Source organism: Mycobacterium sp. SMC-11 (genome assembly GCF_046250095.1).
Classification (GTDB): Bacteria; Actinomycetota; Actinomycetes; order Mycobacteriales; family Mycobacteriaceae; genus Mycobacterium; species Mycobacterium heraklionense_A.
The window spans coordinates 864,096-878,398 of sequence record NZ_CP176430.1 but is presented as its reverse complement, the minus strand read 5'-3'; the positions used below and the strand labels follow the sequence as shown (position 1 = coordinate 878,398).

Annotated in this window: 10 protein-coding genes; 1 reads left to right on the top strand and 9 read right to left on the bottom strand. The window is 68.4% G+C overall.

Features of this window, described 5'->3' with window-relative positions; all coding sequences use genetic code 11:
• Position 1: 1 nt before the first annotated feature.
• The 6 genes from ACKY0X_RS04210 to ACKY0X_RS04185 all read right to left on the bottom strand — a co-directional run bounded on the left by ACKY0X_RS04210 (position 2) and on the right by ACKY0X_RS04185 (position 8,123).
• Positions 2-1,588 (bottom strand): ABC-F family ATP-binding cassette domain-containing protein, encoded by a 1,587-nt coding sequence (locus ACKY0X_RS04210; protein WP_409428434.1) that lies wholly within the window; start codon positions 1,586-1,588, stop codon positions 2-4.
• Between the two features lie 172 nt (positions 1,589-1,760).
• Positions 1,761-2,198, bottom strand: coding sequence for an SRPBCC family protein (locus ACKY0X_RS04205; protein WP_409428433.1), 438 nt, complete (start codon positions 2,196-2,198; stop codon positions 1,761-1,763).
• Positions 2,199-2,224: 26 nt separating this feature from the next.
• A complete protein-coding gene (locus ACKY0X_RS04200; RefSeq protein WP_409428432.1) occupies positions 2,225-4,639 on the bottom strand; it encodes a cation-translocating P-type ATPase in 2,415 nt (804 codons plus the stop codon).
• Entirely contained in the window at positions 4,636-6,207 is a 1,572-nt protein-coding gene (locus tag ACKY0X_RS04195) for a serine hydrolase (RefSeq protein WP_409428431.1), read from the bottom strand. Before ACKY0X_RS04195 ends, ACKY0X_RS04200 begins: the two co-directional genes overlap by 4 nt.
• Positions 6,208-6,211: 4 nt before the next feature.
• Entirely contained in the window at positions 6,212-7,324 is a 1,113-nt protein-coding gene (locus ACKY0X_RS04190) for an MBL fold metallo-hydrolase (protein WP_409428430.1), read from the bottom strand.
• A 67-nt stretch (positions 7,325-7,391) separates the two neighbouring features.
• On the bottom strand, positions 7,392-8,123 hold the full coding sequence (locus tag ACKY0X_RS04185; protein WP_308485738.1) for an enoyl-CoA hydratase: 732 nt from the start codon (positions 8,121-8,123) through the stop codon (positions 7,392-7,394).
• Positions 8,124-8,150: 27 nt separating this feature from the next.
• On the opposite strand from ACKY0X_RS04185, the gene ACKY0X_RS04180 reads away from it, so the two are divergent.
• Positions 8,151-9,653: a carboxyl transferase domain-containing protein gene (locus tag ACKY0X_RS04180; RefSeq protein WP_409428429.1), complete on the top strand. Its 1,503-nt coding sequence runs from the start codon at positions 8,151-8,153 to the stop codon at positions 9,651-9,653.
• A gap of 71 nt (positions 9,654-9,724) precedes the next feature.
• On the opposite strand, the gene ACKY0X_RS04175 is transcribed toward ACKY0X_RS04180, so the two are convergent.
• From ACKY0X_RS04175 to ACKY0X_RS04165, 3 genes are all read right to left on the bottom strand, one after another.
• The gene (locus tag ACKY0X_RS04175) at positions 9,725-10,579 is read right to left on the bottom strand and encodes an EamA family transporter (RefSeq protein ID WP_409428428.1); all 855 of its coding nucleotides are present in this window, start codon (positions 10,577-10,579) and stop codon (positions 9,725-9,727) included.
• Between the two features lie 199 nt (positions 10,580-10,778).
• Complete coding sequence (locus tag ACKY0X_RS04170) at positions 10,779-12,542, bottom strand: ABC transporter ATP-binding protein (protein ID WP_409428427.1); 1,764 nt, start codon at positions 12,540-12,542, stop codon at positions 10,779-10,781.
• Positions 12,539-14,254: an ABC transporter ATP-binding protein gene (locus ACKY0X_RS04165; protein WP_409429496.1), complete on the bottom strand. Its 1,716-nt coding sequence runs from the start codon at positions 14,252-14,254 to the stop codon at positions 12,539-12,541. Before ACKY0X_RS04165 ends, ACKY0X_RS04170 begins: the two co-directional genes overlap by 4 nt.
• Positions 14,255-14,303: the final 49 nt, after the last annotated feature.

The window sequence follows — 14,303 nt, the reverse complement described above, 5'->3', positions numbered from 1 at the left end:
ACTAGCTCGCATCGACCAGCTCACCGCTGCGCGGCATCGTCAACGTTCGCCTCAGGCCGAGCCGTGCCAGGAAGTCGTCGTCGTGACTCACCACGATGAAGGCTCCCCGATAGCCCTCCAGTGCGTCGACGAGCTGACCGACGCTGTCCAGATCGAGGTTGTTGGTCGGCTCGTCGAGCAGCAACAGCTGCGGCGGTGGATCGGCGAGCAGTAGTTGGGCCAGCGCGACGCGGAAGCGCTCACCACCGGACAGGGTGCCGATCGGCCGGGCCACACAGTCGGCGGTGAGCAGAAACCGGGCCAGTTGGGCCCGTACCGCCTGCGGCTGCCTGCCGGAGACCGCCGACACCGCGTCGAACGCCGACACCGCGTCGTCCAGGTGGTCCAGGCGTTGCGGCAGGTATCCGACCCGGTCGGTCAGCAGTCGCCCCGCATCGCCCGTCAGCAGCGCTTCCAGCAGCGTCGTTTTGCCCACCCCGTTCGGGCCGTCCAGGGCGATGCGTTCCGGTCCCTGCACGATGATCGGTCCGTCGGCTCCCGGCAGCTCGGCCAGCCGGCGGCTCTTGGGCACCTCTGGATCGGGCAGGTCCACGCGAATGTGTTCCTCGCGACGGACCCGAGCGGATGCAGCGTCCAGATCGGCTTGGGCGTCACGGACCCGACCGTCAAGATGCCCGCGCAGCTTGCCCGCCGAAACCTGGGCATTGGCAGCGTTCTGGTTCATCACGATCTTCGCGGCGCGCTTGTTCTGTTGGGCGACCTGGGCCGCCCGGTTGCGTCGGGCAAGTTTGGTCTCGGCTTCCACGCGCTGGCGCTTCTCCACCTTGACCACCTGTTCCGCGGTGCGGGCAGCCGTCCGGGCGGCGGCCTGCTCGGCCTCCAGATGGGCCCGCCAGCCGCTGTAGGGGCCGCCGAATGTGGTGAGTCGCCCGTCGTAAAGCTCAGCGGTGCAGTCCATCTGCTCCAGCAGCGCGGTGTCATGGCTGGCCACGATGAGTGCACCCGGCCAGGTATCGACCAGCCGCGCCAGCCCGCTGCGCGCGGCGCGGTCCAGGTTGTTGGTCGGTTCATCGAGCAGGGTGATCGGTGCGGCCGCCAACCGCAGCCCGGTCAACGCCACCAGCATGACCTCCCCGCCGGAAAGTTCGGCGACTCGGCGATCGAGGTCGCCCGAGGAAAACCCGATGTCGCGCAGTGCCGCATCGGCGCGGGCTTCGATGTCCCAGTCGTCACCGACCACCTCGAAATGGGCCTCGGCGGCATCACCGCCTTCGATGGCCCGCAGGGCGGCGAGTCGATCGGCGACGCCGAGCAGCTCGGCGATCGAGGCGTCGGTATCGAGGGTGAGCAGCTGCGGCAGGTAGGCCACCTGCCCCGCAGTGGTGATGTGCCCGGTTGTCGGCCGCAGTTGCCCGGCGATGAGCCGTAGCAGGGTGGATTTGCCGGCGCCGTTGGCGCCCACCAGGCCGGTGCGGCCGATGCCGAACGAGCCGGTGACGCCGGCCAGCGCGGCACTGCCGTCGGGCCAGGTGAAGCCGACATCGGTCAGGGTGACGACAGCCTGAGAGTCAGAAAAAGGAAGGGACATGGGGTCTCCGGGAAGGTCAGCGGAAGCGCTGACAACCGGGACCGGACTACGGCAACTCGGCGGTGATCAGCGCGCGGACAGCGGCGTGAGACCGACGATGCCTGTCATTCCATGACCTCCTGTGCAGGGACGTCCGCCACCATAGCGGCGGGATGGCGCGGCGTGCAACCGATTAACTCGGCGCGAAAACCGTGACGAACTTGCGCAGCGACTCGTTGATGTCGCCCTTGAGCGCGGCGGCCACCAGCATGCCGATCGGGCCGAACAGGGCCGGACCACCCAGGTGCACGTCGAAACTGACCTTGGAGCCGTCGCCCTCCGGCGCGACCTTGGCGAGCAGCTTGATCTTGACCCCGCCCTTGCCGTCGCCGTTGAGGGTCATGCCGGTGGGCGGCTTGTAGTTCACGATCGTCCACCTGACCTTGTTGAGCATGCCCTTGACCTCGACGATCGACTCCAGCGTGGTGCCTTTTTCGAGGGTCTCGGGCAGCACACTGCGCCATACCCGGTGGATGGTCAGCCACTCTTTGTAGCGGGACAGATCCGAGGCGTGCGCCCAGGCCTCTTCGGGAGGCAGCGGGACGTCGATGGATCCGGAGAGCTTGGCCATGTCGTGCTTTCCCCTTGTGTCGCGGTTTATCGCTGGGTCATTGTGGTCGTTGCCGACTCCCGCCACAACTTCGGCCGCTCACCGAGCACGCCGCCCCGGGCCCACCACATCGCCTCGATGGCAGCCGCGCCGAGCACGCCGATACCGAGCGCCTCCAACGTCAGCGCCACGTTGGAGGGGTCCAGCAGGAACTTCTCTCGGGTCAGCGGCATCGCGAAGATCGCCACGTAGGCCAACCCGCAGCTGATCACCAGCAGCAGCCGCCACCATTGATAGGGCCGCGCCACCACGGCCAGGACCCATCCCGCGGTGGTCAACAAAGTGATCAACGCACTGGTGGAAGCTTGGATCTGCTGGACCGCGGTGGCTTCGCTGCCCCGGTAGGCCACCAGGTAGGACGCGAATGTGGCGATGCCCACTACCACGCCGGCCGGCAGCGCCCCGCTCATCACCCGTCGTACGAAGCCGGGGTGCGCCCGCTCATTGTTCGGCGCGAGCGACAGGACGAACGCCGGGATGCCGATGGTGAACCACGCCGCGACCGTGACGTGGATCGGCTGGAACGGATATAGCAACGGCTTGGTGCCGAACAGAGCCGACGCCAGCCCAACCAGCCCGACCAGCAGTGCGAGCAGTACGGAATACACCGTCTTGGTCAAGAACAGGTTCGCCACCCGCTCGATGTTGCCGATCACCCGACGCCCCTCCCCCACCACGTACGGCAGGGTGGCGAATTTGTTGTCCAGCAACACGATCTGGGCCACCGAGCGAGCCGCTGAACTGCCCGCCCCCATCGCGACACCGATGTCGGCGTCCTTGAGTGCCAGCACATCGTTGACGCCGTCGCCGGTCATCGCCACCGTGTGGTCGCGCGCCTGCAAGGCGTGCACCATGGCCCGCTTCTGATCGGGGCGCACCCGGCCGAACACGGTGTGTTCCTCCAACGCACCGGCCAGTCGGTCCGGTTCGGTGGGCAGTTTGCGGGCGTCCATCGCGTCTCCGGACAACCCCAGCTCGGCGGCCACCGCGCCCACCGAGACTGCGTTGTCGCCGGAGATGACCTTCACCGACACGTCCTGCGCGGCAAAATAATCCAACGTCTCGCGGGCGTCCGGTCGCACCTTCTGCTCGAGCACCACCAGCGCCGCCGGAGTCACCTGTCCCGGCGCTTCAGGATGGTCGACGGGTTGGTCGCAGACCCCCAGCAGCAAGACACGCAGGCCGCGCGCGCCGATCCGTTCGGCCTGCTCGGCGGCCGACGAGGACGGTTCGAGCAGGACATCGGGCGCCCCGATCACCCAGTTGCCGTGCTCGGAAAAGGAGACACCGCTCCATTTGGTGGCCGACTTGAACGGCGCGCAGGCGCTCGACGTCCAGTCCGGCGATGTCGGGAACGCCTCGGCGATGGCCTGGATACTGGCGTTGGGGCGGGCGTCTTCGGCGGCCAGCGCGGCCAGCGCTTGGTGTACCGGAAGGCCTTCGGCGCCATCGAGTTCGGCGACCTCCGACACCCGCATTCCGTTCTCGGTGAGGGTGCCGGTCTTGTCTGCGCAGACCACGTCGACGCGGGCCAGCCCTTCGATCGCGGGCAGTTCCTGCACCAGGCACTGCCGTTGCCCCAGCCGCACGACACCGACCGCGAACGCCAGCGACGTCATCAGCACCAGACCCTCGGGAACCATCGGTACCAGGGCACCCACCATCGCCAGCACCGATGCCCGCCAGCCCACGTCGGTGGTGAACAACTGCGTGTAGATGATCAGCAGCCCGGCCGGGATCAATAGGTAGGTGATGAATTTCAGGATCTGGTTGATGCCGCTGCGCAGTTCGGATCTCACCAGGGTGAACTTGCTGGCCTCCTCGGCCAGTTTGGCGGCGTACGCCTCGCGACCCACTCGGGTGGCCCGGTAGGCGCCGCTGCCGGAGACCACGAAACTGCCCGACATCACCTGGTCGCCCAGGTCTTTGCCGATCGGGTCGGCTTCACCGGTGAGCAGCGACTCGTCGACCTCCAGGTCGGATGACTCCAGGACCTCGCCGTCGACGACGATCTGGTCGCCGGGGCCCAGCTCGATGACGTCGTCGAGCACCACCTGTCCCGGCGGGAGCTGCAGCGTCCCGGACTGCCTGCGCACCAACGGTTTCGCTTGGCCGACGATGGCCAGCTTGTCCAGCGTCTGTTTGGCCCGGATCTCCTGCACCATTCCGATGACGCTGTTGAAGACGATGAGCAAACCGAACAGCCCGTTGATCAGTGAGCCGGTGGTGAGCACAATGGCCAACAGCACACCCAGGATCGCGTTGATCCGGGTGAAGACGTTGGCTCGGATGATCTCGAGAACGCTGCGCGCGGCGCGGGCGGGGATGTCGTTGGTCTGGCCCTGCGCGAGCCGCTGGGCGACTTGCGCGTCGGTGAGACCTGCGGTTCGCGCTGTCGTCAACGGGTGAACCTTCCCAGCTCGTCGTGATCGAAGTACTCCAGCTCCACCGCGTCCTTGCTGAAGGTGGCCTTGGATATCGTTCCGTCCGCAGCGTTCTCGCCCTGCAGGACGAAGGTGAAGGTGTCACCGTCGTAGTGGCTCAACCGGAATCGTTGGTGTTGCGGCCCGAGCGTCACCTCGAGCGCACCGTGGTCCTCGGTGACCGTGGCCGGTCCCCAATAGCGGTTGGCGTACTCCCCGACGTACTGCGACAGTGGCCGGGAGGGAGCCGGATGGGCCGGTGGTGGGGCACCCACCAGCGCGCCTTCGGGTTGCGACATCGGCGCCAGCGCCTGTCGGTACAACGTCGGCCAGTTCTCGCGGATCTCGCCGTACTGGACCAGGTCGAGGAATTGGGCGATCAAGGTCTCCGGGACCCCGATCGGGGTGGCGTTGGTCAGCACGACGATTCCGACGTCCTGCGATGGCAGTGCCGAAAACGCGGTCGCGGCGCCCAGCAGGAAAGCGCCCGAGTGGCCGTACTGGGTGCGCCCCGATGAGGTGATCGACACGTTGAATCCCTCGCCGTAGAACCCTGGCCGGGCGGTGCCGACCCCGGCGGGGGCGCTGATCACCTGCGGCGTGATCGCGGGGAGCAACGCTTCGGGCGCGATGATCTGGGTGCCGTCGTAGCTGCCGTTGGCCAGCACCATGGTCAGCCAGCGGGCCATGTCGTTCACCGAGGAACTGACTCCGCCGGCCGGTGACTGGGCGTCCGGATTGCGTTGGTATCGCGGCTGATAACTGTCGTCGGTCTTGACGTGAGTGAGTGCGCGGTTGGGTCGGGCCAGAAAGTCCGCGTAGCGGGAGCTGGTCGACGTCATCCCCAGCGGTCGGTACAGCACGTCGGCCGACAGCTGCTCCCAGGGCACGCCGGCGCCGGCGGCCACCGCCTCGGCGGCGGCGGTCAGTCCGAAGTTGGTGTAGTCGTAGTTGTTGCGGAACGGGGCCAGCGGCAGATATCTGAGCCGCTGCAGCACTTCCCGGCGGTCGTAGCCGAGGTCTTCGAGCCGGTCGCCGGCATGATCGGGCAGCCCGGACCGATGGGCGTACAGGTCGGCGATGGTGATGTGGTCGGTGACGTAGGGGTCCGACAGGGCGAACCAGGGCAGCTGTGTCACCACCGGCGTGTCCCAGCCGATAGTCCCCGCGCTGATCTGCTGTGCCACCACGGTGGCGCCGACGGGTTTGGACATCGAAGCCAGCTGGAACACCGTGTCGGCGTTGACCGCATTGTCCGGCCCGTCACCGTTGCGCGCGTCGCGCAGACCAAAGCCTTTGGCGTACACGGTCTTCCCACCGTGCACGACCGCGACCGCCAGCCCGGGTATTCCGGTGCTGGTCATCAGGTCCTGCGCCAGGCCGTCGAGTTTGGCAACTGCGGCGTCGACGCGACCCGCGGGAATGTCCACGCCGGACACCTCGTTGGGCGGGGTGTCGTGCTGCGCCGCCGGAGTCGCCGCCGGAGTGCACGCGCTTAAAGCAACGGCCAGCACAGTGGCCCCGGCCGTAGCCGCCCACCTGGTCATGGCGCTAGAGCCTCCACCACGCCGTGGGCGCGGCGGCGCCGGGCTGCACCCGGCCACCGGGCCTGGGCACTGCCGTCGATATCCCCGCGGCGTCGGCGGCGACCAGCAGCCGTTCGACCGGCTCGGCCCAGCGGTGCGGCGCCAACCGGAAGGTGCCCCAGTGAATCGGCACCAGCAGGCCCGACGGCGAAGCATTCAAGTCGAGGTGCGCCTGAACCGCTTCCTCCGGGTTCATGTGGACGTCGGGCCAGGCGGTGTTGTAGGCCCCGATCGGCAACAGCGTGGCATCGAACGGGCCGTGCTGGGCGCCGATCGTGCTGAAGCTGCCGGTGTAGCCGCTGTCTCCGCCGAAGTAGACCCGGTGGTCGGGACCGGCGATCACCCACGACGCCCACAGGGTCTGGTTGCGGGTCAGGAATCGTCCGGAGAAGTGCCGAGCCGGCGTACAGGTCACAGTCAGCTCGCCCAGTGTGGTGTTCTCGTCCCAGTCGAGTTCGACCACCCGCTCCGAGGGAATGCCCCACGCACGCAGGTGCGCTCCGACGCCCAACGGGACGACGAACGGTGCCCACTGGCTGCGGGCGAGCGCGATGACGGTGTCGATGTCGAGGTGGTCGTAGTGGTCGTGGCTGACCACGATCGCGTCGACCGCGGGTAGCGCGCCGAACCCCACCGGCGGGGGGTGCAGCCGTCGCGGCCCGACCGCATCCGACGGCGAGCAGCGTTCACTCCACACCGGGTCGGTCAGTACGCGATAGCCGTCGATCTCCACCAGTGCCGTCGCGTGTCCCAGCCAGGTGATCGCCAGCGGCTCGACGGCGACACCGAAGTCGGGCACCTCCAGCGGGATCGGCGCGGAGGGCCGTCGCCCGATGCGATCGGCGAACAGCTCACGCACCATCAGCCGCTGCTGTTCCCGGTCCATGTTGACCATTGCGGCGCGTTCGATGTTGTGGAAGATGCCGTCTCGGTAGTTGCTGGAGCGGGTGGCCACCGCATTGATCGCGGTGGGTGCCGCGCCCAACGCGGCGGGCGTGCCGCGCAGCGCACGAAGCGTCCAGCCACCAGCGGCCAGCGACGCTGTAGTTCCCGCCAGTCGAAGTGCCCCACGCAGCATGACGACGAGTCTATGGTGGCGACCCGCGGGCTCCGCCGCGTTTGCGGTCACCGCGCCGGTCCGCTCGTTAGGCGCCCTGGAACTTCGGCGGCCGCTTCTCCACCCGCGCCACCTGAGCCTCGATGACGTCCTGGCTACCCCAGGCCTTGTCGAACAGCTCCTTGTGCACCGGCTGCTGCTCCTCGTAGGCGCCGTCGTCGTTGAGCACCCGCTTGGCGTGCTGCAGCGCCAGCGGCGCCAGTCCGGCGATCTCGTGCGCCCAGGCCTGCGCGTCGGCAAGGGTGCCGATCCGGTTGGCCATCCCCGTCAGCAGTGCCGCGTCGGCGGGCAACTTCTCCGCGGTCAGCATCATCGCCCGGGCCCGCCCGTAGCCGACCAGTGAGGTCAGCCGCCGGATGCTCCAGTTGTCCAGCGCCAGACCGTACTTGGCGACCGGGAACTGGAAGAACGCTTCGGGGGCCGCTACCCGCAGATCACAGACCATGGCCAACTGCAGGCCTGCGCCGATCGCCGCGCCGTTGATGGCGCCGATCACCGGCACCGGGACGTCGGCGATGCTCTGGTGCAGCGCGACCAGCTTGTCGGGGTAGTCGGCGGCGAACGCGTCCCCGGACAGGTCCGCGCCGGCGCAGAACACCGTGCCCTGCCCGGTCAGCACGATGGCCCGGACGTCGTGGGTGGCGGCGTCCAAGACCGCCTCCCGCAACTCGGTGACGAGCTGGGAGTTCAAGGCGTTGCGACGCTCGGGGCGCTGCAACTCGATAGTCGTGACGGCTTCATCGCGGGTAACACCGATCATGAGGTCCCAGCCTATTAGCCTCGATCTGTGAGCCGGACCGGGGCCGATGAAGTGCGCGATGCGGTGCTCGATCGCGGCTCGTTCCTCAGTTGGGACGCCGCGCCGGTGGCCGTGCCGACCAGTGCCGCTTACGCAGCCGAGCTGGCGGCGGCCCGGGCTGCCAGCGGCCGCGACGAGGCGGTCCTGACCGGCGAGGGCCGGATCAACGGCCGCCGGGTAGCGGTGATTGCCAGCGACTTCGACTTCCTGGCCGGCTCCATCGGGGTCGCGGCCGCCGAGCGGATCACCGCAGCAGTCCAGCGGGCCACCGCCGAACGCCTGCCATTGCTGGCGTCGCCGAGTTCGGGCGGCACCAGGATGCAGGAGGGCACCGTCGCATTCCTGCAGATGGTGAAGATCGCCGCCGCAGTCGAGCTGCACAAGCGCGCTCACCTGCCCTACCTCGTCTACCTGCGCCACCCCACCACCGGCGGGGTGTTCGCGTCGTGGGGTTCCCTGGGGCACGTCACGTTGGCCGAGCCGGGGGCATTGGTGGGTTTTCTGGGCCCGCGGGTCTACGAACAGCTCTACGGTGCCCCGTTCCCGCCGGGCGTCCAGACCGCCGAGAACCTGCAGGCCTACGGCGTGATCGACGGCGTCATCCCGCTGAAGTGGCTGCGACGCACCTGCTCGCGGGCGTTGAAGGTGATGCTCGACGATCCCGGTCCGGCTCCCGCGAAACCGGCCCCAGAGCCGATTCCCGACATCGCGGCGTGGGACTCCGTCTGTGCGTCGCGGCGTCCGGATCGGCCGGGCGTCGGGTTTCTGCTGCGGCACGGCGCCACCGAACGCGTCTTCCTCTCGGGCACCGGCAGCACCGAACGCGGCGCCACGATCCTGCTGGCGTTGGCGCGCTTCGGCGGCCAGCCCGCCGTGGTGTTGGGGCAGCTGCGGGGCGCAGATCGGCTGACCGATCCGGTGGCGCTGCGCGATGCCCGCCGCGGCATGGCGCTGGCCGCGGGCCTGCGGCTGCCGCTGGTGTTGGTGATCGACACCCCGGGCCCGGCACTGTCGGTGGAGGCCGAGCAGGGCGGATTGGCCGCCCAGATCGCGGCCTGCCTGGCCGAGCTGGTCACCCTCGAGGTGCCGACGGTGTCGGTGCTGCTGGGTCAGGGCAGTGGCGGGCCGGCACTGGCGATGGTGCCGGCGGACCGGGTGCTGGCGGCGTTGCACAGCTGGTTGGCGCCGCTGCCGCCGGAGGGCGCCAGTGCCATCGTGTTCCGCGACACCGACCACGCCGCGGAACTCTCCGCCGCGCAGGGCATCCGTTCGGCGGATCTGCGGGCGCACGGGATCGTGGATGTGATCGCGGGCGAGCACCCGGATGCCGCCGAGGAGCCGATCGACTTCGCCAAGCGCATGTCGCGGGCCATCGCCGCCGAACTGTCAGCCCTTGGCAGGGTGCCCGCCGAGCAGCGGATGGCGGCCCGGTTGGAGCGCTACCGCCGGATCGGGTTGCCGAATCTCAACGAAACCGACGTTTCGCAGTGAAAGTGCGAGTAGCGGCCTGCAAAACGTCGGTTTCGGCGGTTAGTGTCGGCGACGGGCCGAACCAGGCCGAACTAGCCGGTAATCATCGCTACGGCCACTCCTGCCAGCACCATCCCCAGCACCTGCCGCAGCCGCACCCGCTCCCCGAGCAGGACGACCGCCAAGATCACCGTGGCGGCCGGGTACAGCGAGATCAGCACGCTGGCCAGCGACAGCAGCGCGAGCTTCAACGCGAACAGCATGGTGACATTGGCGGCGGTGTCGAGCAGTGCGATCAGGAACGCCAACCGCAATGGTGTTCCCGTCGGCACGCTGAGATTGCGGCTCATCGCCGCGACGGCGATCACCAGAACCGTGGCGGCGGCACGCGCAAACAACAGGGGCCACAGCCCCGAATCCGATGGGGTGCGGTCCAGGAAGACGAAGTTCAGCCCCAGGGCCACCCCCGAGGCGACCGTCAACCAGAGCACGCGGTGACTGAGCCCCGGCCGATGGACGCCGTCGTCGCCGGCGTGCCAGCTGATCAACACCACCGCACCCAATGCCACCGCGATACCCGCGCTGGCGAGCATCCCGGGCCGCTCCCCCAACATCCGCCCGACGCACACCGGCACGCTGGCATCCACGACCGCGGCCAGGGGCGATACCACCGAGATCGGGCCGGTGGCCATGGCGGCGTAGAACCACCAGATACCCAGGGCCTGGCTGAGTCCACCGAGCATGCCCAAGACGACGGTGCTCGTCGTGATGTGGCCGCCGCCGATCAGGGCGAGCATTCCGAGCATCACCATGGAGACCGGGGTGGACACCAAGACCACGCGAAGCGCGGCGACTCGCCGCGACGCGACCCCGCCCACGAAGTCGCTGATCCCGAAGCTGGTGGCCGACGCCAGCGCCAATCCCTGTGCGGTGGGTGAACCGATCACGCAGCTGCCTTGGCAGCTGCAGCCCTCTTGGCGGCCTTAACGTTCGATGTGACGATCACGTCGGAAAGCCTAAGTGGGCATTTAGCTTGGAAACGCTGGCGTTTGCGGGATCTTTGCGCCCGACGGCCCGATGTTCGCAGGTCGGTGCATTTAAATTCACTTGGATTTAACCCCGCCGCCGAGCGCTCGCGCCCGCCGTTCAGGCCAACGAGCGCAGCCACGCGTCGTGCAGCGCGGCGTAGTGGCCCTCGGCGCGGATCAGCTCGGCCGGCGGCCCGTCCTCGACGATGCGCCCGCCCTCGATGACCAGAACCCGGTCGGCGATCTCGACGGTGGAGAGCCGGTGGGCGATCACCAGCGCGGTCCGCCCGGCCAGCACGCTGCGCAGCGCCTTCTGCACCATCCGCTCGCCGGGGATGTCCAGCGAGGATGTTGCCTCGTCGAGGATCAGTACCGCCGGGTCCGCGAGGAAAGCGCGCGCGAACGCGACCAGTTGACGCTGGCCGGCCGAGAGCCGCCCACCCCGTTGGGCGACATCGGTGTCGTAACCGTCGGGCAGGGCGGCGATGAATGCGTCGGCGCCCACGCTTCTCGCCGCGGCGGCCACCTCGGCGTCGGTCGCACCGGGACGCCCGAAGCGGATGTTGTCGGCGACGCTGCCGGTGAACAGGAAGTTTTCCTGGGTGACCATCACCACGTGGCGCCGCAGCGTCGCCTGGTTGAACGCACGCAGGTCGACGCCGTCCAGCGTCACCGCTCCCGATAGCGGGTCGTAGAACCGGGCAATCAGCTTGGCGATGGTGGACTTGCCGGCGCCGGTGCTGCCGACCAGTGCCAGGGTCTGGCCGGCCGGGATGTTCAGCGATAACCCGTCCAACACCGACTGGCCGCCCCGGTAGCCGAAATGCACATCACGCAAAGCGATCTCACCGCGCACCGCAGCGGGAACGGTCTGCCGCCCCGCCGGGTCGGTGACGGCGGGCGTTTCGGCGAGTACCCCGGCCAGCTTCTCCAGCGCGGAGGTGGCCGACTGAAAGGTGTTGAGGAACTCCGAGATGCTCTGCATCGGTTCAAAGAACATCCGCAGATAGAGCAGGAACGCGGTGAAGGTCCCGATCGTCATGTGCCCGTGTAGAACTCGCCAGCCCCCGTAGAGCAGCACCACACCGGTGGTGAGGTTGCCGACCAGCTTGACCCCGGGGCTGAAGACCGCGACCAGTCTGAATGCCTTCTCGTTCACCAAGCGGTATTGGTCGGCGACTCCCGTGAAGATCTGCTGATTGCGGGCCTCTCGGCGATAGGCCTGTACCGCCTTGATCCCGGTCATGGTCTCGGTGAACTGCACGATCACCCGCGCGGCATGCTCGCGCACCGCGGCGTAGTTCTTCGACGATTCGCCCCGGAACCATCTGAGCAACGCCACCAGCACCGGAAAGGCGATCAGGCACATCAGACCCAACCGCCAGTCCAGCACGATGAGCAGCACCGCCGTACCTGCCATCGTGAGCGCTGCACCGACCAGGCCGTCGAATCCGGTGAGCAGCATCTCCTGGATGGCGTCGACGTCGTTGGTCAACCTGCTGACCACTCGGCCCGAGGTGTAACGCTCGTGGAATCCGACATCCAGGCGCTGAAACTGGCGGAACACCCGCCGCCGCAGCTCCAACAGCATCCGCTGCCCGATCTTGCCCGACCACTGCAGGAAGAGCATCCGGCTGATGGCTTGCGTGAAGACCACCACCGCGAGTGCGGTCACGATCACACTCAGCTGCCGGATCGAGCCGTCCTCGGCGATCGGCGGGATTCCGCGGTCGATTCCGCGCTGCGCCAGGATCGGAACCGCAAGCCGGGCAGCGTTTTCCACCACAACGGCCACCGCCATCAGCAGCGCCGCAAGCCGATACGGGCGCAACAGTGACCAGAGCAGGGCCCGCGCCGCGACCCGGCCCGGCTCGACCGTCACCCTCGCACCCAGTCGACGAGGTGTTCGGCGCCGTCGTCGAGCTCGTCGTCCGCCGCCAGCAGGTAGCGGTACCGCGGCACCTCGGCCAGCAGCTCGGCGTGGGTACCGACCGCGGTGATGGTCCCGTCCTCGACCAGCGCCACCCGATCGGCCAGTGCCACGGTGGACGCCCGGTTGGCCACCACCAGCCCGGTGATCGGCGTGCGGCCCGCGGCGCCGCCAGAACCCAGTACCCGGCGCAGCGCGTCGGTCACAGCGGCCTCGGTGTGCACATCCAGGGCCGACAGCGTGTCATCGAGCACCAGGATCGTCGGCGCCGCCACCAGGGCTCGGGCCAGCGACAGCCGCTGCCGCTGCCCGCCCGACAGGCTCATGCCCTGCTCCCCGATGCGGGTCTTCAGCCCGGACGGCAGGTCATAAACGAAGTCAGCCGAAACTGTCGATATGGCGCGGGCCAGCTCCGCGTCGCTGGCATCGGGTCGCCCCCACCGCAGGTTCTCGGCCACCGACATCGAGAACAGGGTGGGGTCGTCGAAGGCCGTTACCACCGCCGAGCGCAACGCCGCCAAGGTCAGTGTCCGGATGTCCCGGCCGCCGATGAGGATCTGTCCCTCGGTGACGTCGTAGAGCCGGGACAGCAACATCGCCAGCACCGACTTCCCGGAGCCGGTAGCGCCCACCAGAGCGACGGTCTCGCCGGGTTCGACGGTGAGATTGACCCCGCGCAACACCCAGGGGCCGGCATCATCGAAGCGGAATCCGACGTCGCGCAACTCCAACCGGCCCGCCGGTGGCACCGGGTCGTCACCGTCGGTGATCTCGAGGGGCGCCCGGAATATCTCGGTGATCCGATCGGCGGCGGTCATCGCCTCCTGGGTGGCCGACAGCAGGAAGCCCAACGAGGACAACGGCCAGACCAGCGAGAGCATCAGCGTGACGAACGCGACCAGAGTTCCCATCGTGACCATGTGGTGCCCGGCGGCGTACGCGCCGACCGCGAGCACCCCGATCAGCGTGAAGTTCGGGATCACCTCCAACAACGTCCAGAACTTCGACGACACCACCACCTTCTCCACGCCCAGGTCGCGCAGCTTGGTGGCCTGGGCGTCGAAGCGTGCGAACACGTAGTCCTCACGCCCGAACGCCCTGATGGTGCGCAGACCTGCCGCGGACTCCTCGACGACGGTGGCCACCTGGCCGGCCTGGTCCTGCGCTTGGCGCGTCAGCCGGGTGTACTGGCGCCGGAAGTATGCGATGGCAAGCATCACCGGTACCAGCGACGCGCACACCACCACGCCCAGCGGCCAGTAGAGCACCAGCAGGATTGTCGTCACCGCCAGGATCTGCACCGTGTTGAGCACCAGGAACACCACCACGAACGACAGGAAGCGCCGCACGGCGGACAGGTCGTTCATGATCCGCGACAGCAGCTGTCCGGACTGCCACCGGCCGTGAAAGGTCATCGGCAGAATCTGCAGCCGGGCGTACAGATCCTTACGGATGTCGGCTTCCACGCCCATGGTGGTGGGCGCGACCAGCCAGCGCCGCACGAACAACAGCAGCGCCTCGCTGACCCCCAGTGCGGTCGCCGCCGTACCCAGCACCCAGAGCCCGGGCTGGTCCCGGTGCAGCACCGGCCCATCGATGACGGCCTTGGTCATCAGCGGGATCACCACGGTGGCGATCAGACTGAGCACGGCCGCCGTCACCATGGTGATCCACCGCGCCCGGTAGGGGCGCAGGTAGGGCAACAGGCTGCGC